Consider the following 21,441-nt stretch of genomic DNA (forward strand, 5'->3'; position numbering starts at 1 on the left):
TCAGCCCAGCCCCTGCAGCACCAACCGATTCAGCCGTGCCGCAAATGCAGCCGGATCCTCCGGCAGCTCGCCATCCAGGATCTGCGCCTGTTCGAGCAGCAGCAGGCTGAGGTCGTCCACCGTCTTAGAGCCAGCCTGCGCTTTCGTGATTGCCGTGACCATGGGGTGACGCAAATTGATCTCCAGGATCGGCTTGGTGCGCATGCCGCGGTTCTGCTGCGCAAGAATGCGCTCGAGCTCGCGGCTCGGCCCCTGGCTGTCGGCGACGAGGCAGGAGGCGGAGTTGGTGAGACGGGTCGAAGCCTTGACGTCGCTGACGCGCTCACCGAGCGCCGCCTTGATCACCGCAATGGTCGCAGCCTCGTCCGCCGCCGGCTCGTCCTTCTTCGCCTCGTCCTTCTCGTCGAGGCGCGGAATCAGGTCGAGATTGAGATCGCCCTGGCTCAGCGACTTCAGCGGCTTGCCCTCGAACTCCGTCGGCATCGAAGTCCAGAACGCATCGACCGGATCGGACAGCAGCAGCACCTCGATGCCGCGTGCGCTAGCTGCTTCCAGCCGCGGGCTGGACTTCAGCCGCTCGATGCTGTCGCCGACGAGATAATAAATCTCGGTCTGGTTCGGCTTGAAGTCGGCGACGACGTCCTTGAGCGCGCGCTTCTCACCTGATGTGGTGGTGAAGCGCGACAGCGCCAGCAGCTTTTCGCGGCGCTCGAAATCCTCGTAGATACCCTCCTTCAGAACCGCACCGAACGCGTCCCAGATCTTGGTGAAATTCTCGGCATCCTTCTCGGCGAGGCTTTCGAGCTCGTTGACGACGCGGGTCGCCACCGCTTTGCGGATCTGCGCCAGCTGCGGATTATTCTGGAGCATCTCGCGCGAGATATTGAGAGGGAGATCCTCGCTGTCGACGACGCCGCGGACAAAGCGCAGATAGCCCGGCAAGAGGTCGGCATCATCGGTGATGAAGACGCGGCGGACATAGAGCTTGACGCGGCCCTTGCGGTTCGGCTCGAACAGGTCGAACGGCTTGGTCGACGGCGCGAACAGCAGCACCGCGTAGGAGTAACGCCCCTCCGCGCGGTAGTGCAGCGTCATCGCAGGATCGTCGAAAGCGGAGGCGATCTGCTGATAGGCCTTCTTGTAGTCTTCCGGCGTCAGTTCGGATTTCGGGCGCTGCCACAATGCGCTCGCCGAATTGATCTGGCGCGGCTCGCCCTCTTCGGGAACCAGCTCGATCGGAAACAGGATATTATCGGAGTAGGCACCGACTATGCGCTCGATCTCGTAGGTTTCGAGATATTTCTTCGCATCGTCCTTCAGATGCAGCACGATCTCGGTGCCGCGGGCCAAGCGTGCAGCTTCCTCGTCGCTGGCCCGCGCGATCTCGAAGCCGGAGCCGCCGGAGGACGTCCAGCTCCAGACATCGCTCTCCCCGGCGCGGCGGCTGATCACGACGATCTTCTCGGCGACCATGAAGGCGGAATAGAAGCCGACGCCGAACTGGCCGATCAGGCCGAGGCCGTCCTTTGCCTCCTTGAGCTTCGAGACGAAGGCCTTGGTGCCCGAGCGGGCGATGGTGCCGAGATGATCGATCAGCTCCTGCCGCTCCATGCCGATGCCGTTGTCGGCGATGGTCAGCGTTGCCGCCGTCTTGTTCGGGATGACGCGAATCTTGAGCGCGTCGCCCTCGCCCAGCAGGGCCGGATTGGCGATCGCCTCATAGCGCAGCTTGTCGCAGGCATCCGAGGCGTTGGAGACGAGCTCGCGCAGGAAGATATCGGTCTCCGAATAGACGGAGTGCACCATCAGATGCAGCAGCTCGGAAACTTCGGCCTGAAAAGGCTGTGTATGCGTAGCCGTATCGGACGTCGTCATGCATTTACCCGGTCAATCAGAAATGGAGAAAGCCGGGATATAACGCGATGGGATCGGGGATCAAGTGGACGCGCAATGCCGCCCTCCCGAAGGGGAGCGATTTTGCATCAGGGACGACGCAGATCAGGTCACGCAGCGGCCGGGCTGAAGCAGTTTTGCGACCTCAGTCAGGGAGCTGACCATCGACTCGCAGGCAATCGTCGGCCTGCGGCCCGGCTTCAGCATCATGGGGGCCGGCTTGGCATTGCCAGTCTCGATGGCCGCGGGAAGGCGCAGCAGCACCGACGTATCCGGCAGGTCGTTCAGCCGCATCGAGACGGTGCGAGTGGACACCGGGGCCGGCTTCGGGTCGGCCAGGCGGTCGGCCTTGCTGGTCCGATTGACGTTGTGACTTGCGACGCTGCGACCTGAGGTTTGGCCCGGCTGATCGGCGAGCGCCTGCCGGCGGTCAGCCAGATCATGGCCGGAGGCCAGTTGCACCGCGCCAACCTGGACGGCACCGAGCGTCGCAACGATGGCGACGGCACCCAAAAATACCTTTTGAATCTGTGGCATGGCTGTCGGTCCCCTCGCCCCATGGCGATCGCGGGAACAACGCGAACGGAGGACCGGAGTTTCCCAAACGTTAAGATCACTTAACCGTGTGCGAAAAAGGCACCGCCTCAGAAAAATCTTGCAACCAGGTGGAACGACTTTCGCGCCTGAGAGTCGTCTCAACAGCCGGCTATTCCCCCCTGCCCCATAAGCCGGCGACGTAGGGCGCGACTGTGGTGATGCCAGTCGCGCCTTACTTTTGTCTGGGGCTCACTTTCCTTGCAGCCTACTGCGCCGTCCCGGCGAGCCAGTCCCGTCCCTCGCCATAGAGCTTCTCGACCTCGGGGCCGATCAGGCCGGGCATGTCGCGCTTGACCTTGTAGCCGATCAGCTCCTGCATGTAGGCGAGGTGCCGATAGCCTTCCGGCAACGCGGCCAGCACCATCCGGTCGAGCCGGAGTGTGGCAGCGGGATCGACCGGGTCGATCCGGTCCTTTTCGTAGATCGGCTGACGGCGGACGATGCCCCATTTGCCGATACCTGATTGGTCATGCCGCTTCTCCAGAAAGTCGTAGAAGCGGCCGGTGCAGACGACGTCGCAGAGTACGTCGTGCACCAGGGCCCGCTGCGAGATCGTCACCTTGGTCTGGGCAATGGCCCGCGTGCCCACGAGATCGATGCTGGTGCCGCCGAGGAAATGCAGGATGCGCACGCCCTTGGCAAACCCCTCCTGGCTGACGCGCATGAAATCCCGCGCCGGCCCCTGAAACCAGGTGGCCGACATCCAGCCTTCCTCGTGCCAGACGGTTGCAAAACGCTCCCAGTCTCCGGCATCGCGCCACACCGCCCAGTTCTCGACGAGATCGCGAATAGCGAGGCGGTCGAGGAGTTGCTGGTCCATGGGCACGTCTCCAAATCGGGCCGATGTAGGAGGTATGGGCGGCGTACGCGACATCCGTCAAGCGGGCACAAAAAAACCGGCGTGCCTTGCAGCACGCCGGATCAGATCGTCAAATGGCGGGCTCGTTGCCCTTACTCCGCAAGCGCCTTCTTAGGCCGCCGGCGCTTTGGGCGCGCGGTTGCGCGAGTTGCGCTGGAAGAACAGTGCCTGGCTCGCCACCGCCGACACCATCGCGGGTTGGAACGGTTTTGAAATCAGGAAGGCCGGCTCGGGACGCTCGCCAGTGAGGAAGCGCTCCGGATAGGCGGTGATGAACACCACCGGCACTTCGAAGGTGCGGAGCAGCTCGTTGACGGCATCGAGGCCCGACGAGCCGTCGGCAAGTTGGATGTCGGCGAGGATGAGGCCCGGACGCTTGTTCTTGGCCAGCGCCACCGCATCAGCATGCGTGCGCGCGACGCCGACGACATTATGGCCGAGATTCTTCACCAGGCTCTCGAGGTCCATGGCGATGAAGGTCTCGTCCTCGATGATCAGGACGTCGGTCGCGATCTCGGCCGCCATCTCTCGGCCGGCGGCGTCGGCAAGCCGCCGCGTCTCGGCGACATCGGTCGCGAGAATATAGGCGACTTCCTCTTCCGAAAATCCTTCCAGTGAGAGCAGCAGGAAGGCCTGTCGCGGCAGCGGCGTGATGTTGGACAGCCGCCGCTCCGGTGGCATGGGAAGCGTCGCCACCTCGGAATCGTCATTGACGGAGACCGAATTCCAGATCTGAGTGAACAGCCGGAATAAGCCGGCCCGCGGCCCGTGGGTCTCGTCGAGCACCGACGGATCCCCCAGCATGGCCTCCAACATGGCTGCGACATAGGCGTCGCCGGAGGCCTGACTGCCCGTCAGGGCGCGCGCATACCGGCGCAATAACGGCAAGTGTTCAGCAACGAGCTGTGAACGGGACATCCCCACTCCATTTCTCATCGGGCCAACCTTGGAGACCAGGCGATACGAGGGGCGGCCCGGGTTCCCCTGCTGCGGCTGACTACGTTTCAAGACAAGAAAAGTTCCGCTGACGGCGGAACTTTTTATCGAACCTGGAATTGTGCCTATCCAGGGAACGGCTCCCGGTTGAGAAAATTTCTCTATTTTGCAGTCACTTAACTCGGGGAAACGTGGAACAGGTCATGAAAGATCTCAAGTCTCAAGCCAGCAAAAGCACGACCCCCGGCAAAGGAGGTCTCACTCCGGAGATCCAGTCCCGGATTGGGCACCAACTGCGCGCCATGTACGACGACGTTGTACGGCAGGGGGTCCCGGACCGGTTCGCGGAGCTCATCAAGAAGCTTGATGCGCCGGGCGGTGGATCTCCAAATGAGAATGGGGCTGGGGGCTCCAACGACAACCATGGGAGGGATTGATGCCTCTCACGAACTCCCTGCGTGACGACATCCTCGCGGCCGTGCCGAGCCTGCGCGCGTTCGCGATCTCGCTCAGCGGCAATGCGGACCGCGCCGATGATTTGGTGCAAGAGACGCTGCTGCGCGCGCTTGCCAACATCGACTCGTTTCAGCCCGGCTCCAACCTGCCGGCATGGCTGTTCACGATCCTGCGCAACCTGTTCCGTTCCGACTATCGCAAGCGGCGGCGCGAGGTCGAGGATGCCGAGGGCAACTATGCCAAGACGTTGAAGACACAGCCCTCGCAGAACGCCCATCTCGAATTCGAGGAATTTCGCACGGCGCTCGACAAGCTTCCGCAGGATCAGCGCGAAGCCTTGATCCTGGTCGGTGCGTCCGGCTTCTCCTATGAGGATGCGGCCTCGATCTGCGGCTGTGCAGTCGGCACCATCAAGAGCCGCGTCAATCGCGCGCGCTCGAAGCTCGCCGCGCTGCTTTATGTCGACGGCGCCGAAGATTTCGGCCCCGACGAGACCGTGCGCGCCGTGATCGGCGGCAGCGGCGGATAGCAGGTTAATCGACTTGAGATGACAGCAATTCAGGCGGCCGCTTGTGCGGCCGTCTTCATACGCGTGCGGCTCGCTGATTGTCGCCCGGTTACGTCTCGACGAACGTCACCGTGTCGGCAACGCTCGCGCGCGAGGTGCGGTAGCCGTTGACCTTGTGCTCGACATCGGCATAGCCGAATGAAATGCCGCAGACGACACGGCGATCGTCGGACAGATTGAAGTGGCGGCGGATCAGGCCGGAATGGCGCGCGAGCGCCGCCTGCGGGATGGTGCCGAGCCCGAGGGCCTGGGCAGCGAGCATGAAATTCGAAACGTAAGCGCCGCAATCGATCGCGCCGTAAATGCCGAGCGGCTCGTCGGTATGAATGATCGCCACATGCGGCGCGCCGAAGAAATTGTAGTTCTCCAGCGCCTGTTTGGCGTAGGCCGCCTTGTCGCCGCGCGCGATGCCGAGCGTGTTGTAGAGCTGAAAGCCGCTCTCGCGGCGGCGCTCGAGATAGACCCCGACATATTCCCGCGGCGGGGTGAAGTCGTAATCGTCACCGAGGCCGCTGGATGCTTCCTTGTAGATCAGTCGGCGGAAGCGTTCCTTGGCCTCGCCGCTGGCGATGATGACTTGCCAGGGCTGGCTGTTGCACCAGGATGCGGTGCGCTGTGCCGTGGTCAGCACATGCTCGATGGTGGCGCGGTCGACTTCTTTCGGCAGGAAAGCGCGAACCGAGTAGCGCTCGTTGAGGAGTTCTTCGAGCACGCCGATGCGGTCGTTCTGGTTCACTTTTGTGTCCATGGATCAGCTCGTGTCGCTTTCTTCGTAGGGTGGGTTAGCCCCGCGGATTGCGCGAAGCGCAAACCGCTCGGCGTAACCCACCACTTCTGTCTCTGTGGAAACCAAAGAGGTGGGTTACGCTGCGCTAACCCACCCTACGATGCCACATCACCGCCCCTTGGTCGGGATCTTGTTGTACGGCACATCCTTGTCGACGCGGATGTCGCCCGGCAAGCCCAGCACCCGCTCGGCGATGATGTTGCGCAGGATCTCGTCGGTGCCGCCGGCGATGCGCATCGAGGGTGAGGACAGCAGCATCTGCTGGAACTGGCCCTGTACGGTCTCCTCGTCACTGCCCGTGAGAACACCGGCCGCGCCTTGCAGGTCCATGGCGTAGGTCGCGATATCCTGCAGCATCATGCCCGAGACCAGCTTGCCGATCGAATTCTCCGGCCCCGGCCGCTCGCCTTTCGACAGCGCCGATATCGCGCGGTAGCTGGTGTATTTCAGCCCGCTCGACTTCACCGCCCAGCTCGCGAGTTTCGAGCGCACGGCGGGATCGTCGATCGCGAGCCCGTCCTCCAGCATCAGGTTCGAGCAGAACTCGAACATTTCAGGCACGCCGGTCGCAAGCCGCGCGCCGATCGACATGCGCTCGTTCATCAGCGTCGTCAGCGACACGCTCCAACCCTCGCCGACGGCACCGAGGCGCTGGCTATCTGGAATGACGACGTCGGTGAAATAGACCTCGTTGAACTCCTGCATGCCGTTAGCCTGCTTGATCGGACGGACCTCGACGCCCGGGCTCTTCATCTCCAGGAAGAACATGGTGAGTCCCTTGTGCTTGGGCACATTAGGATCCGTGCGTGCGATCAGGAGGCCATAGTCGGAATAATGCGCGCCCGAGGTCCATATCTTCTGGCCGTTGACGATCCAATTGTCGCCCTGCTTCTCCGCACGTGTTCGCAGACCCGCAACGTCGGAGCCGGCCGACGGCTCGGAAAACAGCTGACACCAGATCTCCTCGCCGGAAGCGAGCTTCGGCAAGTACCGGCGTTTTGCATCCTCGCTGCCCCAGGCCATCACGGTCGGGCCGCACATGCCCTCGCCGATCTGGAACGGCTGCGTGAGCTTGCCGTAGACGCCTTCCTCCTGCTGCCAGATCACCCGCTCGATCGGCGTCGCGCCACGGCCACCATAATCCCTGGGCCAGTGCAGGCAGGCCCAGTTGTCTTCGAACTTCTTCTTCTGCCAGGTCTTGCCGACCTCGACCATGTCGTGCTTGGCAAGTCTGATGCGGCCGAGCGAGGATTTGGACAGCTCCTGCTCGAACTCCCTCGGCGCGTTGGCGGCGATCCATTTGCGCGCGGTCTCGCGAAATGCGGCTTCCTGCGGCGTATCGTCGAAATTCATAACGGACCTCTCAATCCTTGCTCGGTGCGTCGGGTGGGTTAGCCGAAGGCGTAACCCACCACGTCTGTCGAGCGTCGTTGCAGCCGATGGTGGGTTACGCTGCGCTAACCCACCCTACGATTCGAGTTCATCTTCCCTTGGTCGGGATCTTGTTGAACGGCACGTCCTTGTCGACCCTGATATCGCCGGGCAGCCCTAAGACCCGCTCGGCGATGATGTTGCGCATGATCTCGTCGGTACCGCCTTCCAGGCGCGTGCCTGGTGCACGCAGCAGCATTGCCTGGAAACGGCCGGCCAGTTCGGCATCCTCCGGGCCGCTGACGACGCCTTCCGCGCCCTGCAACTCCAGCGCGTAAGTCGCAACGTCCTGAATCATCGAACCCGCCACAAGCTTGCCGATGGAGTTTTCCGGCCCCGGCCGCTCGCCCCTCGATAGCGCGGAGATCGCACGCATGCTGGTGTATTTCAGCCCGCTTGCCTTCACCGCCCAGTTCGCCAGCTTCGAGCGCACCGCGCGATCCTCGATTGCCAGGCTGTCGTCGAGCATCAGGCTCGAACAATATTCGAACAGCTCGGGGAAGCCCGTCGAGACGGCCGCGCCGATCGCGCTGCGCTCGTTCATCAGCGTGGTCAGCGAGACGTTCCAGCCGTCACCGACCTCGCCGAGACGCTGATGATCGGGAATGCGGACATTGGTGAAATAGACCTCGTTGAAGTCGGAGGCGCCGCTCGCCTGCTTGATCGGCCGGACCTCGACGCCAGGGCTCTTCATGTCCAGGAAGAACATGGTGAGGCCCTTGTGCTTGGGCACGGTGGGATCGGTACGGGTCAGCAAGATGCCGTAGTCGGAATAATGCGCGCCCGAGGTCCAGATTTTCTGGCCGTTGATGACCCAGTCATCGCCGTCCTTCTCGGCGCGCGTGCGGAGCCCTGCGACGTCGGAGCCGCCGGCCGGTTCGGAGAACAGCTGGCACCAGACCTTCTCGCCGGAGGCGAGCGGCGGCAGATAGGTGCGCTTGTGCTCCTCGCGCGCGAACGCCATCACGGTCGGCCCGCACATGCCGTGGCCGATGATGAACATGCGAGAGAGCTGGCCGAATGGCCCCTCTTCCTGCTGCCAGATCACGCGCTCGATCGGCGAGGCGCCTCGCCCGCCATATTCCTTCGGCCAGTGCAGGCAGGCCCAGCCAGCATCGGCCTTTTTCTTCTGCCAGGCCTTGGCGACTTCGAGAATGTTGGCATTCTTGAGCACGGTGCGGCCGAGCGAGGATTTGCGCAACTCCTCCTCATACTGCTTCGGCGCATTGGCATCGATCCAGGCGCGGGCTGTCGCTCGAAATTCGGCTTCCTGCGGCGTATCGTCGAAGTTCATGGGATTTCTCTTGCTCTTCGTAGGGTGGGTTAGCCGGAGGCGTAACCCACCACTTCTATCTGTCGTCGTGATTGGCAATGGTGGGTTACGCTGCGCTAACCCACCCTACGAACCCAGATTACGCAGCGTTCTTCTTGCGCATACGGTCGATCAGCTGGTCTTCCCAATAGGTGAGGCTGCCGAGCCCGAGCGCCATCGCGTTGGCACGGCGGTAGTACATGTGGCAGTCGAACTCCCAGGTGAAACCCATGCCGCCGTGAACCTGAATGTTGTTCTTGGCACAGTGCTGGAACGCCTGTGTCGCACTGATGCGCGCGGCGGCAGCGGCCTCAGGCAGCTCGGCCGCGTTGGTCGAGAGCGCCCAGGCGCCGTAGTAGCTGTTGGAACGCGCCAGCGTCGCCGAGACGTACATGTCGGCCAGCATGTGCTTGATCGCCTGGAACGAACCGATCTGACGGCCGAAGGCGATGCGATCCAGCGCGTAGTCGCGGCCCATCTCCAGGGCGCGGTCGGCACCGCCGACCTGCTCGAATGCACAGAGCACCGCGGCGCGGTCGAGCACCTCTGTCAAAATGCTCCAGCCTTCGCCGGCGCCACCGAGCGGCTCGGCCTTGCAATCTTTGAAAGTAATCTCGGCCTGCCCGCGGGTCGGATCGAGATTGGTGAGGCTTTTCACCTCGGTGCCGGCGGCCTTGAGGTCGACCAGAAACAGAGAGATGTCGCTGTCCCGACCGCTCGATCCCGTGCGCGCGGCGACCACCGCGAAGTCGGCGATCGCGCCGTCGGCCACCGGCTTCTTCACGCCATTGAGCGCGCCATTCGCCGCGGTCAGCTTGACGTTCTTCGGCGACGGGTTGCCCTTGCCCTCGAACAGCGCCAGCGTGCCGATTGCCTCGCCCGAGGCAATCGCCGGCAGCCATTTTTTCTTCTGCGCGTCGCTGCCGGCGATCAGCAGGGCTTCGGCGGCAAGATAGACGGTCGAGGAGAACGGCACCGGCGCATTCGCCCGTCCCATTTCTTCCGCGATCACGCAAAGCTCGAGATGCCCTGCGCCGGCGCCGCCGAACTCCTCGGGAATCGCAACGCCGAGAAAGCCCATCTCGGCGAGCCCCTTCCACAGCTCCTTGTCGTAAGGCGCCTTGCCGTCGAGCACGACGCGTACGGCCTTGGGGGAGCACTTTTCAGCAAGGAATTTTCGCGCCTGATCGCGGAGCTGCTTCTGGTCGTCGGAGAAGTCGAAGTTCATGGCGGCTACCTTTTATTCGTCGTCATTGAGACCGTCATTCCGGGGCGCCGCGGAGCGGCGAGCCCGGAATCCATTTCACCGCGCGTGTTGCGGCCGATGGATGCCGGGTTCGCGCTCCGCGCGCCCCGGAATGACGAATGGAGAGAGAAGCACTCATCGCAGCACGATCACATCCTGATCCGGCTTGTCGGCATACAGCCGCTCGACCAGCGCCGCACGGCGTTCGAGGCCCGCGCGCTGGTTGATGTAGCCCTTGTCGGTGAGTTCGTTGCCGTCGATCGAGGGCGGTTCGGCCATCAGCATGGCGCGCACGATGATGCGGCTGCTGGCGCCTTCGCATTCTCGGTTGTGGGCTTCCAGCCCCCGACGGAAGCAGGCGATCACCTCCGGATGCTTCACCGCATCCTCGAAGCTGAGATCGGCCTTGCCGATGAGCTGGCGGCAGGCGTGCAGGTTGGGCCAGGCGAGCAGGCCGATGAAGGCGCGATCCTGCCCCGCGATCAGCGCGTCGTGCACGACTGGCGTTGCCGCGGCGATCGCATCGGTGCGAAGCGAGCCGACATGCACGAAGGTGCCGGTGGTGAGCTTGAAGTCTTCGACGACACGGCCGGCAAAGATAATTCCCTGCACGGGATCCTGATCATCGACGAAGATGCCGGCATCGCCGATACAATAGAAGCCTTCTTCGTCGAACATCTTCTTCGTGAGATCGGGCTGGCCGAAATAGCCGGGCGTGACGTTGACGCCGCGCAGGCGCAGTTCGTATTTCGAGCCGCAGGGCACCATCTTCAGTTCGACGCCGGGGAACGGCAGGCCGATCAGGCCGACGCGCTCGGTGTCCCAATAAGTGCCGGTCGAGGTCGGTGCGGTCTCGGTCGAGCCCCAGCCGGTATAGAACACGATGCGCTCGCCGGTGGTCTTCACGGCGAGGGTTTGCATGCGCTCGTAGAGATCGTCCGGCAGCCGCGCGCCGCCATAGGCCATGATCGAGAGGTTCTTGAAGAACGAGCGGCACAGTGCGTCGTCCTTCTCCATGGCCGCCGCGAGCGCGGCGTAGCCTGCCGGCACGTTGGCGTAATAGGTCGGCGAGATCTCGCGTAGGTTCTTGATGGTTTCCTCGAGCTGGCCCGGCATCGGCCGGCCGTCGTCGATATAGAGTGTGCCGCCCTCGACCAGCACCGGATGGAATGCAGCATTGCCGCCCATGGTGTGATTCCACGGCATCCAGTCCAGTACGATCGGCAGCGGGCCGCCGGGTGTACGTGGCCGCACCTGCATCATCATTGCGGCGTTGGCGCACATCATCCTTTGGGTGTTGATGACGGCCTTGGGCATGCCGGTCGAGCCCGAGGTAAACAGCAGCTTGCCGATCGTGTCGGGGGTTATCTTTGCGAGCGATTCCTCGACGTCCCTGGTCACAGGAGTTGCCGCGAGCTCGGCAAAGCTGACGCTCTTGATGCCCTCGCGGGGCCGCGCGACGTGAACGACGGTAACGCCGGTAAGATCCAGCGCCCTCAACGCCTTCTCGAATGTCGGGCCGTCCTGCACCATCACCACGGCCGGCTTGATCAGCTCAAACAGGTACTTCAGCTTGACGTGGTCATGGCTCATCAACGAATAGGCCGGCGACACTGGCGCCGCCGGGACGCGCGCCTGCATCGCGGCCTGCGTCATCAGTGCGTGCTCGATCGAATTTCCGGAGAGGATCGCAACCGGCCGGCCATCGAGCTTGAGATTGAGCAGCGCCTGGGTCAGCGCATCGACCGTCCGCTTGGCCTCGCCATAGGAGACCTTGCGCCACTCGCGGTTGGGACCACAGCGCTGCGCGAGCCAGATGCGCTCGGGGGCTTCCTTTGCCCATTTGGCGAGCGAAGCCGGAAGGTGCTTCTCGTAGGCCTGCAGCGGAATGCGCGACTTCAGCACCACCGTGCCGTCGGCACGGCGCTCGACATCGATGTCGCGCTTCAGCCACTCGACCTTGCGAAAGGCGGGCTTTGACATCACCGCCGCCGCGCTTCCACCCATTTTGCGTCTCCCGGAATTATTGCCCTTGGCGGATCGTTGTTGTTTCAGCGCTTGATATAGACAGGCTTTCGCTTCTCAAGGAAGGCCCTGATGCCCTCTGAAAATTCCTCGGAGCGGCTGCACAGGACCTGATTGCGGTCCTCCATCGCGATCGCAGCTTCCAGCGATCCTGCATCGACGCTCATGTTGAGGCATTCCTTTGACAGGCGCAGCCCCACCGGCGAGGCCGTCATCATCGCATCGACATACGGCTCGCCCGCGGCATCGAGCTTGCCGTCGTCGACGACCTCGGAGACAAGGCCGACCGCAAGCGCGCGCTCGGCACCGATGAAGCGACCGGTGAGGATCAACTCGGACGCGACGGAGACGCCGACCAGCCGCGGCAGGAAGTAGCTGGTGCCGATGTCACAGCCACCGAGCCCGAGCTTGATGAAGGCGCAGTTCATCCGCGCCGATCTTGCCGCGATGCGGATGTCGGAGGCGAGCGCCAGCGCAAAGCCGCCGCCGGCTGCCGCGCCTTGAACCAGCGACAGGATCGGCTGCGGACAGCGCCGCATCAGCATCACGATGTCGGCGATGCGGCGTTGCGAGTCCAGGGACTCGGTGACGCCGAGCGGCTCCTGCTGCCCGGCCCGGCGCGCCATCGCGGCCTTGAGGTCGAGGCCTGCACAAAAATTCTTGCCGGCGCCCCGGAGCACGACGACGCGCGTGTCGCGGCTGCGCTGCAGGCCCTGGAAATAGATATTGAGCGCATCGATCAGCGCCGGATCGAGCGCGTTGAGGTTTTCGGGACGATTGAGCGTCACCCGGTCGACGCCATCATCATGCTCGATCAGCAGCGGTTGGGACATGGGGCGCTCCTGCATCCGCTCTTTGAGTGGCGGTTATTGCGCCCTCTCCCCTTGTGGGAGAGGGCATGGACGTCACTGACCAAGAACTCGCTTGGGTGAGGGGTCTGTCTCCGCGGAGAGAACCCCTCATCCGGCGCGCTCCGCGCGCCACCTTCTCCCACAAGGGGAGAAGGCAAGAGAACCACTACCGCGGAGCCATACGGATGGCGCCGTCGAGGCGGATGGTCTCGCCGTTGAGCATGGCGTTTTCGACGATATGCACGGCGAGCGCGCCGTATTCCTTGGCGTCGCCAAGGCGCGAGGGATGCGGCACCTGGGCACCGAGGCTCTTGCGGGCCTCCTCGTTCAGACCCATCAGCAGCGGCGTGAAGAACAGGCCGGGCGCGATGGTGTTGACGCGGATCTTCTGGCTCGCGAGGTCGCGCGCCGCCGGCAAGGTCAGGCCGACGACGCCGCCCTTCGAGGCCGAATAGGCGATCTGACCGATCTGACCTTCGTAGGCGGCAACCGAAGCGGTGTTGATGATGACGCCGCGCTCTTCACCGACGGGCTCGATGGTGACGAGGCGTTCGGCAAACAGACGCAGGCAGTTGAACGTGCCGATCAGATTGACATTGATGATGCGTGCGAATTTTTCCAGCGGATAAACGCCGTCGCGGCCGACGATACGCTGCGAGCCGCCGATACCGGCGCAATTCATCAGCACGCGCGCAACACCGTGCGCCGCCTCGGCCTTGGCAATCGCCACCTTGATTTGCTCTTCGCTGGTGACGTCGGCGTGAAGCGCGATGCCTTTCACTTCGGCGGCGACCTTTTCGGCATTCTCCTTGTTCTGGTCGATCACACCGATCTTGGCGCCCTTGGCGGCCATGGCGCGCGCGGTCGCTTCACCAAGACCCGAACCACCACCGGTGATGAGAACGGCTACGTCTTTCAATTCCATGACAGGCTACCTTTCCTTGGGCGTTTCTTCTCTAGACTTTTACAGCCGGCTTATCCGGCGGCGGCTTCCCCGGCTTGCGTGAGGATGCCGCCGCAGATCAGCGTTTCCATGTGCTTGATGTATTGCCGGCAGACGTCGTCGGTGACCGGGCCGACGCCGGTCGCGCGAGACATCGCGTGCCGGCCGAAAAAGAGATGATCGCAGGCGCCGATCAGGCTGGTGTAGAACAGCACCGGATCAGTCTGGCGGAATTCGCCCCGGCTGACGCCTTCGGCAAGCAACCGGCGATGAAAGTCGAGCAGCGGCGCGACGAAGAATTTTGAGACTTCGTCCGCTGAACCGGCGACGCTTTCGTGCAGGAGGTAATGGATCAGCCGGTTCATGTAAGGGAAGCGGTGATAGGCGCGAATGATACCCGCGATGTGCAGCTTCAGCTTCGCGGTCGACGTGATCGGCTGCGCCAGCAGATATTCGAGATTGGACATCTCGGTCGCGGCGTCGCGCGCGAGCAGCGCCAGCAGCAGGCCGTCCTTGTTGCCGAAATGGTATTTGACCAGCGCGGCGTTGGCGCCCGACTTCTGCGCGATATCGGAGAGCGAGATCTCGATCGAAGAGCGTTCGATCATCAGCTCGCTCGCGGCCACCAGCAATTTCTCTGCCGTGGAATTTTTTCCGCCGGGAAGCCTGTTCGGTACGCTGGTAGCCACGGAGATCCCTGTTCTCGCCGCTTGAAGCGGCCCGCAGATAAGCGCAAGCAGCGCCTCATCACAAGAGTTAATTGATCGATTGACTAAACCGTCGTCCGTCTCTTAAATCCGCCCTCGACAACCAACCCAATCAAGAATCCAGGGAGAAACCGACATGGCCGAGGCTTACATCGTCGCCGCCGCGCGCACCGCGGGCGGGCGCAAGGGGGGCCGCCTCGCCGGCTGGCATCCGGCCGATCTCGCCGCGAAGGTGCTGGACGAACTGGTCGATCGCACCAAGGTCGATCCCGCGCTGGTCGAGGACGTGATCATGGGCTGCGTGATGCAGGTCGGCGAGCAGTCCAACAACGTCGCGCGCAACGCGGTCATGGCGTCGAAACTGCCCGAGAGCGTGCCGGGCACTTCGATCGATCGCCAGTGCGGCTCCTCGCAACAGGCGCTGCACTTTGCAGCGCAAGCGGTGATGTCCGGCACCATGGACGTCGTGATCGCGGCCGGCGTGGAGTCGATGACCCGCGTGCCGATGGGCCTGTCCTCACAGCTGCCGGCCAAGAACGGGTTTGGCAATTACAAGAGCCCGGGCATCGAGGCGCGATATCCGAACATCGTGTTCAGCCAGTTCACCGGCGCCGAGATGATGGCCGAGAAGTACGGCCTGTCGAAGGATGATCTCGACGAATATTCCTACCGGAGCCATCAGCGCGCGATCGCCGCGACGCAAGCCGGTCACTTCAAGAAGGAGATTGTGCCGCTCGAGATTAGCCGCGCCGACGGCAGCAAGGACACTCACCACATCGACGAAGGCATCCGGTTCGACGTCACGCTGGACGGCATCAAGGGCGTCAAGCTGATCGCCGAGAACGGCAAGCTCACGGCCGCCAGTGCCAGCCAGATCTGCGACGGCGCCTCCGGCGTGATGGTCGTGAACGAGCGCGGCCTCAAGCAGCTCGGCGCCACGCCGCTGGCGCGTATCCATCACATGACCATGACCGGCGGCGATCCCGTCATCATGCTCGACGCCCCCCTGCACGCCACCAAGAAGGCGCTGGAAAAGGCCGGCATGAAGATCGACGACATCGATCTGTTCGAGGTCAACGAGGCCTTCGCCTCGGTGCCGACCGGCTGGCTGAAGACCACCGGCGCCGATCCGGCCCGCCTCAACGTCAATGGCGGCGCCATCGCGCTCGGCCATCCGCTCGGCGGCTCCGGCACCAAGCTGATGACGACGCTGGTCCACGCCCTTCACCAGCGCGGCAAGCGCTACGGCCTGCAGACCATGTGCGAAGGCGGCGGCATGGCGAACGTGACGATCGTGGAGCGGTTGTAGGAAGAACAAAAGCGAGTAGTGAGTGGCGAATAGCGAATGGTGCGTAGGCGAAGAGCGATCTGTCTTCTTCCTATTCGCCACTCGCTACTCGCCATTCGCGTTTTGAGGAAACGCCATGACTCACCCCTCCGTCTACGCTCGCACCACGCCCGACAAGATCGCCTACCAGATGGCCGGGACCGGCAAGGCGATCACCTATCGCGAGCTCGATGAGCTCTCGAACCAGGGCGCGCAGCTGTTTCGCTCGCTCGGCCTCAAGGCCGGCGACCACATCGCGCTGCTGATGGAGAACCGCCTCGCCTTCATGGAGATCTGCTGGGCGGCACAGCGCAGCGGACTCTATTACACCGCGATCAGCCGCTATCTGAAGCAGGACGAGATCGACTACATCATCGGCGATTGCGGCGCCAAGGTCGTGATCACCACGCCGAAATGCGCCGACCAGATCAAGGGGTTGATCAAGGGGACAGTTGGCGAGCCGATCTTCTACATGATGGATCAGCCGCTACCCGGCTTCCGCTCTTACGACAAGGAAGCGGCTGCGCAACCGACGACGCCGATCGCAGACCAAGTCGCCGGCTACGACATGCTGTATTCCTCGGGAACGACGGGCCGCCCCAAGGGTATCAAGAAGGCGTTCGAGGGCAAACCGATCGACGAGCCGAATGCGTTCCTGCGGGTGCTGTGCGCCGGCATGTGCGGCATGAATGCCGACAGCATCTATCTGTCGCCCGCGCCGCTCTATCACGCGGCGCCCTTGCGCTTCAATATGATGGCGATCGTGCTCGGCGGCACCTCCATCATCATGGAGCATTTTGACGCCGAGGACTTTTTGAAGCTGGTCGAGAAATACAAGGTCACGCAGTCCCAGCTCGTGCCGACCATGTTCGTGCGCATGCTGAAGCTGCCGGACGAAATCCGCGCCAAGTACAACGTCTCGACGCTCAAGGGCGCGATCCACGCCGCAGCGCCCTGCCCGGTCGACGTGAAGGCAAAGATGATCGAATGGTGGGGGCCGATCCTGATCGAGTACTACGCGGGCTCGGAGGGCAACGGCGTCACCGTCTGCAGCTCGAAGGAATGGCTGGAGCATCGCGGCAGCGTCGGCCGCGCCGTGGTCGGCAACATCAAGATCCTGGACGAGAACGACCAGGAGCAGCCGATCGGCGAGATCGGCACGGTCTATTTCGCCGATGCGCCTGTATTCACCTATCACAACGACCCTGAAAAGACGAAGAAGGCCTACAATGCCAAGGGTTGGTCGACGCTCGGCGACGTCGGCTATCTCGACAAGGACGGCTTCCTCTATCTCACCGACCGCAAGTCCTACATGATCATCTCCGGCGGCGTGAACATCTATCCGCAGGAGACCGAGGACGTACTGATCACGCACCCCGAGGTCGCCGACGTTGCCGTGTTCGGCGTGCCGAACGACGAGATGGGCGAAGAGGTCAAGGCCGTGGTGCAACCGCACGACATGGCGCGCGCCGGCAAGGGGCTCGAGGCCGATCTGATCGCCTACTGCAAGACCCGCCTGTCCGCCATCAAATGCCCGCGCTCGATCGATTTCGAAGCCGAGCTGCCGCGCACGCCCACCGGCAAGCTGGTGAAGCGGCATTTGCGCGATCGGTATTGGCCGAAGACCGCGGCGAAGATTTAGGGTTCAATCAAACAAACTCGGCGTGTGGTTCACCAGCGCGCCTTCGATCTCGAGCATCTTCAGCTTGGTCACCACGCCGCCATTGGCCGAGAACCCGCCGGGCTTGTTGCCGGCCGCCAGCACGCGGTGGCAAGGCACGACGATCGGGCACGGGTTGCGGCCGAGCGCCTGGCCGACGTCGCGCGACAGCTGGACGCCGCCGAGCTGCTTGGCGATGTCGCCATAGGTGATGGTCTTACCGGGCGGAATGGCGCGGGCGATCTCGTAGACGCCCCGGTTGAACTCCGGCACGCCGTCGAGATCGAGCTCGATATCGGTGAGGTCGTCGTGCTCGCCCGCGAGCAGTCTTGTCATGCGATCGATCGCCCCCTGCACCTCAGGAGTCGGCTCGGCTTCGGTGGCGTCGGCGTGGCGCTGGCTGATGCGGGTGCGGAGCTTGTCCTCGCCACCCATCGGCAGCTGCGTGCCGTTGATGCCGCGCGGGCCCCAGGCGATGGCACAGAGGCCGATCCTGGTGTCGAACAGGGCGAAATGCTGGTCGGTCATGGCTGGTTCCTGGCTTACGTCTTCGCATGCCCCCAATGTGATCTCGGCCTGAATCTAGGCTTGGAAATAGTTGCGATCCACCCGGTTTCCGGGAATCTTGCACAGGAGTTCCGTGCACCTTCGGCGAGCCCAGAATGCAAAGTCTCCACGTCAATGGTTACGACATGCCCTACCTCGACGTGGGCGCGAACAGAGGCGGCCCGCCGCTGGTCTGCGTGCATGGCTCGCTATCCGACTTTCGCGTCTGGGGTTGCGTACTCGGCCCGCTGACGCAGCGGCATCGTGATCGCTCCCAGCTTGAGGCACTTCTTCCCCGCAAAATGGGACGGCGTCGGCGACACCTATTCGATCGCGCAGCATGTCAGTCACGTCATCGCCTTCATCGAGACGCTCGACCTTGGCCCGGTCGATCTGATGGGCCATTCCCGCGGCGGACATATCTGCTTCCGCGTGGCGCAACAGCGACCCGACCTGCTGCGCCGGCTCGTTTTGGCCGAGCCCGGCGGCGAGCTCGATGCGAGCCTCGATCCGGATTATGTCGGCGGCCCCTCGCCGCTCTTGGCGCGGTTCACGGCCTCGGCCGCGAAGATCGCCGCCGGGGATGTCGACGGCGGGCTCGCCGTTTTCGTCGACACGCTGGAAGGCGCCGGCACCTGGCCGCGGCTGCCGGCGATGGTGAAGCAGAACCTGCGCGACAATGCGTACACCCTGATCGGCCAGGTCCGTGACAACCGCCCGCCGTTCTCGAAGGCGGATGCGGAGTCCATCAAGATGCCGACGCTGTTCATCCTGGGCGCGCGGACCAAGGGCCTGCTGCCGAAGGTGCTGCATGCGCTCGCCGCGCACGTGCCCTACTCCAAGACGGCGATCATTCCGAACGCGACGCATCCGATGTTCGAGCAGGCGCCGCAGAAATATTCCGAAGTGGTTCTGGACTTTCTGGCGAGCTGATCATGCAGAGCTTTCCCGTCAACGGTTACGACATGGCCTATCTCGAGATCGGCGAGGGCCGTCCGCTGGTCTGCGTGCACGGCACGCTCGGCGATTTCCGCACCTGGTATTCGGTGCTTGGTCCGCTGTCGAAAAACCATCGCGTGATCTCGGTCAGCCTGCGGCATTTCTTCCCGGAACATTGGGACGCCATCGGCGACGACTACAAGATGGCCCAGCACGTCGCCGACACGATCGCATTCATCGAGCAGGTCGAGCCCGGCCCGGTCGATCTGATGGGCCATTCGCGCGGCGGGCACATCGCGTTTCGCGTCGCGCAGACGCGGCCTGACCTGCTGCGCAAGCTGGTGCTGGCCGAGCCGGGCGGCGATCTCGACGCCAGCCTGCCGCTGCCCGAAGGCACGCCCGCCTATCCGCCGCTCGCTGCCAAGACGATACGATCGGTCGAGATGATCCGCGCCGGCGACATCGAGGGCGCGCTGCAAAACTTCTATGAAGGCATCGAGGGCGACGGCTCGTGGCGGCGGGTGCCGGCTGCCGCCAAGCAGCAACTACGCGACAACACGCCCACCTTGCTGGGTCAGATCAACGAGCAGCGCCGGCCCTATACGCTGGCAGATGCCCAGGCGATCAGGACGCCGACGCTGCTGATCGGCGGTGGGGCGACCACCGGCAGCCTCTCGCTGATGTGGCGCGTGCTGGCCGAGCACATCAAAGGCGCGCAGACGGCGGTGATCCCGAATGCCGGCCATTGGATGTTCGAGCAGGCGCCGCAGGAGTTCGGCGACGTGGTGAGCAGGTTCTTGGCGGAATAACAGCCGGCACCTGCTTCACAACACGAAAACAACCCCATGCACAGTAGACGACCTGAAGAGAATCAATAGCTTACACGGCTCGAAAGGTGAGATAGGCTTGGGCGACTTGACGCCCTCGCCCTGACTGCCGGACGATGACCGAGGAGAGATTGAGGGCCAAGGTCGCGGCGTAGCTCGCCGTCGTTCCGGGACAAGCGAAGCGTGAGCCCGGAAGCTCGAGGTTCCGGGTTCGATGCTTCGCATCCCCCGGGAAGGACGAGAAAAGCAAGACAGGAGGACGACCCATGAAACTGTCCGAGGCGCAATTGGAGTTCTTCCAGCGCGAAGGCTGGCTGTTCCTGCCCGAACTGTTTGCCCAGGAGGAGGTCGACCTGCTCGCGCGCGAGGCGGTCGGCATCTACGACGCCAACCGACCGGAAGTCTGGCGCGAGAAGAGCGGCGCGCCGCGCACGGCCTTTGCCGCGCATCTCTACAATGAGGCCTTCGGCATTCTCGGCGCGCATCCGCGCATGATCGAGCCGGTCGAGCAGGTGTTCGGCGAGCCCGTCTACATGCACCAGTTCAAGATCAACGCGAAATCGGCTTTCACCGGCGACGTCTGGCAGTGGCATCAGGATTACGGCACCTGGAAGCGCGACGACGGCATGCCGGAGCCGCGCGCGATGAACATTGCGATCTTCCTCGACGAGGTGATGCCGATCAACGGCCCGCTGATGCTGGTGCCGCGCAGCCAGAATGCCGGCGATCTCGAAGCCTCGCATGATCTCGCCACCACGTCCTATCCGTTGTGGACGCTGAACGAGGATACGGTGACGCGCCTCGTCGAGCAGGGCGGCATTGTCGCGCCGACCGGAAAGCCCGGTGGCATGCTGATGTTCCACGGCAACCTCGTGCATGGCTCGGCCGGCAACATCACGCCCTATCCCCGCAAGATCGTGTATCTGACGCTGAACGCGGTTTCGAACTACATCCGCACACCGACCAGGCCGGACTACATCGCGCATCGCGATTTCACGCCGATCAAGACGGTGGAGGACGATGCACTGCTGCGGCTGGCCCGTGCGCCAAGACAGGCGGCGGAGTAAACTGTCATTCCGGGGCGCGCGAAGCGCGAGCCCGGAATCCATTTATCCGCGGTCTCTGCGGCCCGATGAATTCCGGGCTCGCGACTTCGTCGCGCCCCGGAATGACGATCTTTGGTTTAGCAACTACGGATCCCGCCCATGAACCTCTTCCGCCTGCTCCAGGCCCGCGCCGCCGCCGGCACGCCTGTTCGTGTCGCGCTGATCGGAGCCGGCAAATTCGGCTCGATGTTTCTGGCGCAGGTGCCGCACACGCCGGGATTGGAAGTCCCCATCATCGTCGACATCGACCGCGACCGCGCGCGCGAGGCGTGCCGCACCGTTGGCTGGAGCGCCGAGCGGATCGCGGCCACCGTCTTTACCGACGACGGCGCTCGCGCCATTGCGGGCGGCGCGATGGATGTCGTGGTCGAGGCAACGGGCAATCCCGGTGTCGGCATCAAGCATGCACGCGCCGCGATCGCGGC

At 63.5% G+C, this 21,441-nt stretch carries 20 protein-coding genes and 1 pseudogene (1 of these 21 running past the window's edge); 8 read left to right on the forward strand and 13 right to left on the reverse strand.

Annotation, left to right across the window (positions count from 1 at the left end; translation table 11 throughout):
• The 4 genes from htpG to BM374_RS01530 all read right to left on the reverse strand — a co-directional run bounded on the left by htpG (position 1) and on the right by BM374_RS01530 (position 4,267).
• The gene (gene htpG / locus BM374_RS01515) at positions 1-1,875 is read right to left on the reverse strand and encodes a molecular chaperone HtpG (RefSeq protein WP_092288826.1); all 1,875 of its coding nucleotides are present in this window, start codon (positions 1,873-1,875) and stop codon (positions 1-3) included.
• Positions 1,876-1,998: 123 nt separating this feature from the next.
• Positions 1,999-2,430 carry a hypothetical protein gene (locus tag BM374_RS01520; RefSeq protein WP_092288827.1) on the reverse strand — a complete coding sequence of 144 codons (432 nt, stop codon included), beginning with the start codon at positions 2,428-2,430 and terminating at the stop codon, positions 1,999-2,001.
• Between the two features lie 265 nt (positions 2,431-2,695).
• Positions 2,696-3,310 (reverse strand): nuclear transport factor 2 family protein, encoded by a 615-nt coding sequence (locus BM374_RS01525; RefSeq protein WP_092288828.1) that lies wholly within the window; start codon positions 3,308-3,310, stop codon positions 2,696-2,698.
• Positions 3,311-3,460: 150 nt separating this feature from the next.
• Positions 3,461-4,267: a response regulator gene (locus tag BM374_RS01530; RefSeq protein WP_092288829.1), complete on the reverse strand. Its 807-nt coding sequence runs from the start codon at positions 4,265-4,267 to the stop codon at positions 3,461-3,463.
• A 221-nt stretch (positions 4,268-4,488) separates the two neighbouring features.
• Here BM374_RS01530 and BM374_RS01535 point away from each other — a divergent pair, with 221 nt between their 5' ends.
• Complete coding sequence (locus BM374_RS01535; RefSeq protein WP_164938910.1) at positions 4,489-4,722, forward strand: NepR family anti-sigma factor; 234 nt, start codon at positions 4,489-4,491, stop codon at positions 4,720-4,722.
• Positions 4,722-5,270 carry a sigma-70 family RNA polymerase sigma factor gene (locus BM374_RS01540; protein WP_092288831.1) on the forward strand — a complete coding sequence of 183 codons (549 nt, stop codon included), beginning with the start codon at positions 4,722-4,724 and terminating at the stop codon, positions 5,268-5,270. Before BM374_RS01535 ends, BM374_RS01540 begins: the two co-directional genes overlap by 1 nt.
• 88 nt (positions 5,271-5,358) lie before the next feature.
• Here the strand turns inward: BM374_RS01540 and BM374_RS01545 are convergent, their stop codons facing one another.
• The 8 genes from BM374_RS01545 to BM374_RS01580 form a co-directional block, all read right to left on the reverse strand.
• Positions 5,359-6,057: a nitroreductase gene (locus tag BM374_RS01545; RefSeq protein WP_092288832.1), complete on the reverse strand. Its 699-nt coding sequence runs from the start codon at positions 6,055-6,057 to the stop codon at positions 5,359-5,361.
• 147 nt (positions 6,058-6,204) lie between these two features.
• A complete protein-coding gene (locus tag BM374_RS01550) occupies positions 6,205-7,449 on the reverse strand; it encodes an acyl-CoA dehydrogenase (RefSeq protein WP_092288833.1) in 1,245 nt (414 codons plus the stop codon).
• Positions 7,450-7,576: 127 nt separating this feature from the next.
• On the reverse strand, positions 7,577-8,821 hold the full coding sequence (locus BM374_RS01555) for an acyl-CoA dehydrogenase (protein WP_092288834.1): 1,245 nt from the start codon (positions 8,819-8,821) through the stop codon (positions 7,577-7,579).
• 118 nt (positions 8,822-8,939) lie between these two features.
• Positions 8,940-10,067: an acyl-CoA dehydrogenase family protein gene (locus BM374_RS01560; RefSeq protein ID WP_092288835.1), complete on the reverse strand. Its 1,128-nt coding sequence runs from the start codon at positions 10,065-10,067 to the stop codon at positions 8,940-8,942.
• A gap of 153 nt (positions 10,068-10,220) precedes the next feature.
• Positions 10,221-12,092 (reverse strand): AMP-binding protein, encoded by a 1,872-nt coding sequence (locus tag BM374_RS01565; protein ID WP_092288836.1) that lies wholly within the window; start codon positions 12,090-12,092, stop codon positions 10,221-10,223.
• A gap of 44 nt (positions 12,093-12,136) precedes the next feature.
• Entirely contained in the window at positions 12,137-12,943 is an 807-nt protein-coding gene (locus BM374_RS01570; protein WP_092288837.1) for an enoyl-CoA hydratase/isomerase family protein, read from the reverse strand.
• Between the two features lie 184 nt (positions 12,944-13,127).
• Positions 13,128-13,886 carry an SDR family NAD(P)-dependent oxidoreductase gene (locus BM374_RS01575; protein WP_092288838.1) on the reverse strand — a complete coding sequence of 253 codons (759 nt, stop codon included), beginning with the start codon at positions 13,884-13,886 and terminating at the stop codon, positions 13,128-13,130.
• 50 nt (positions 13,887-13,936) lie between these two features.
• Positions 13,937-14,593 carry a TetR family transcriptional regulator gene (locus BM374_RS01580; protein ID WP_177248041.1) on the reverse strand — a complete coding sequence of 219 codons (657 nt, stop codon included), beginning with the start codon at positions 14,591-14,593 and terminating at the stop codon, positions 13,937-13,939.
• 154 nt (positions 14,594-14,747) lie between these two features.
• Between BM374_RS01580 and BM374_RS01585 the strand changes: the two genes are divergently transcribed.
• Both BM374_RS01585 and BM374_RS01590 read left to right on the forward strand, forming a co-directional pair.
• Complete coding sequence (locus BM374_RS01585; protein ID WP_092288840.1) at positions 14,748-15,920, forward strand: acetyl-CoA C-acetyltransferase; 1,173 nt, start codon at positions 14,748-14,750, stop codon at positions 15,918-15,920.
• A gap of 115 nt (positions 15,921-16,035) precedes the next feature.
• Positions 16,036-17,580, forward strand: a complete 1,545-nt coding sequence (locus BM374_RS01590; protein ID WP_092288841.1) for an acyl-CoA synthetase — start codon at positions 16,036-16,038, stop codon at positions 17,578-17,580.
• Between the two features lie 3 nt (positions 17,581-17,583).
• On the opposite strand, the gene BM374_RS01595 is transcribed toward BM374_RS01590, so the two are convergent.
• Positions 17,584-18,126, reverse strand: coding sequence for a methylated-DNA--[protein]-cysteine S-methyltransferase (locus BM374_RS01595; RefSeq protein ID WP_092288842.1), 543 nt, complete (start codon positions 18,124-18,126; stop codon positions 17,584-17,586).
• A 134-nt stretch (positions 18,127-18,260) separates the two neighbouring features.
• Between BM374_RS01595 and BM374_RS01600 the strand changes: the two are divergent.
• The 4 genes and pseudogenes from BM374_RS01600 to BM374_RS01615 form a co-directional block, all read left to right on the forward strand.
• Positions 18,261-19,077, forward strand: a pseudogene (locus BM374_RS01600) (alpha/beta fold hydrolase).
• A gap of 2 nt (positions 19,078-19,079) precedes the next feature.
• Positions 19,080-19,892, forward strand: a complete 813-nt coding sequence (locus tag BM374_RS01605) for an alpha/beta fold hydrolase (protein WP_092288843.1) — start codon at positions 19,080-19,082, stop codon at positions 19,890-19,892.
• A gap of 284 nt (positions 19,893-20,176) precedes the next feature.
• Complete coding sequence (locus tag BM374_RS01610; protein WP_092288844.1) at positions 20,177-20,977, forward strand: phytanoyl-CoA dioxygenase family protein; 801 nt, start codon at positions 20,177-20,179, stop codon at positions 20,975-20,977.
• A 138-nt stretch (positions 20,978-21,115) separates the two neighbouring features.
• Positions 21,116-21,441, forward strand: partial view of an NAD(P)H-dependent oxidoreductase gene (locus BM374_RS01615; RefSeq protein WP_177248042.1) — the start only. The gene runs 988 nt beyond the window's last position; 326 of the gene's 1,314 nt are visible here — the first part of the coding sequence; the start codon lies at positions 21,116-21,118; its stop codon lies off the right edge, out of view.

It is taken from the genome of Bradyrhizobium sp. Ghvi (assembly GCF_900115265.1).
Lineage (GTDB): Bacteria > Pseudomonadota > Alphaproteobacteria > Rhizobiales > Xanthobacteraceae > Bradyrhizobium.